Below are 970 nucleotides of genomic sequence, written 5' to 3' on the forward strand. Positions count from 1 at the left end.
GGCGGTGCAGGTGGGTGTGCAGCCAGGGCTCGAACGGCAGGCGGGCCTCGCCGTCGTCTTCGCCGGATCGCACCAGGGCGGTCAGCAGGCACAGGCACAGCTCGGTGGCTTGAGGGCCGCGGGCCAGGTCGGCGGCCGATGCGGGCAGGTCGATCGGGCGCGGCGCTGGCGGGATCGGCACGCTGGGGCCGCCGGCTTCCTGCAGCTGTGAAGAGATCCAGCTCAGGGCTTCGTCGTCGCGCCAGTGACCGAGTTGGCGGACCAGCAAGTTGGCGCGCGAGATGACCTCGACGGGCCAGGCCTGGGAGGTGTGGCTCATCAGTTGGGCAAAAGCCTTCAGGCGCCGCAGGCCGCGCCGCCACTCGTAGGCGATCTCGCTGCCTTCGCCCGAGGGAAGGGCGGCGAGTTCGCTCATGTTGGCGCTCAGGTGGGCCAGGCAGGCCTCGAGGCCGGCGCGCCAGGCCTGATCGAGGCTGGCGCCCTCTCGCACCTTGGCGGCTTGAGGTGACGTCACCTGCGGGGGGGCGTGGGCACCTTGACGCTCGCCTGCAGGCACGGTCGCTGCCAGTCGCGCCAGGCGGTCGCCCCGGTGGGCCTTGGTCTGCGTGTCCAGCCACAGGCCGAAGCGGTGCACCCAGTCCTGACCGGCCAGGATGACGGCCTGCGGGTGGCCGCTGAGCAGCTCGATTTCAAGCTCTCTCACGGGCTCTTGCAGGGCGCCAGCCAGGATGGCGCCCTCGTCCAGCGCCAGCTCGACCACGCCTGCGTGGGGCGTGCCTTCGGCCACCTTCAAGCGGGCGCGGGTGCGACGCATGTCGGTGCGGTAGAGCTCGACGAGGGCGCAGCGCTCGCCGCGCGGGTCGGCATCGGGTTGCCAGCCCAGGCTGTGGACCAGGGCCTGGCGGGCGACTTCGCTGTGGCGACCCAGGTCGGGGCGCAGCGCCTGGCCATCGGCTGGGGCTTGCGCGGG

1 pseudogene is annotated in these 970 nt (G+C 72.6%); it reads right to left on the reverse strand.

Features of this window, described 5'->3' with window-relative positions:
- Positions 1 to 970 (reverse strand): annotated as a pseudogene (locus B2W70_RS14265) (inorganic triphosphatase); the annotation flags it as partial.

The organism is Aquabacterium sp. UBA2148 (genome assembly GCF_002328915.1).
GTDB lineage: Bacteria > Pseudomonadota > Gammaproteobacteria > Burkholderiales > Burkholderiaceae_C > Aquabacterium > Aquabacterium parvum.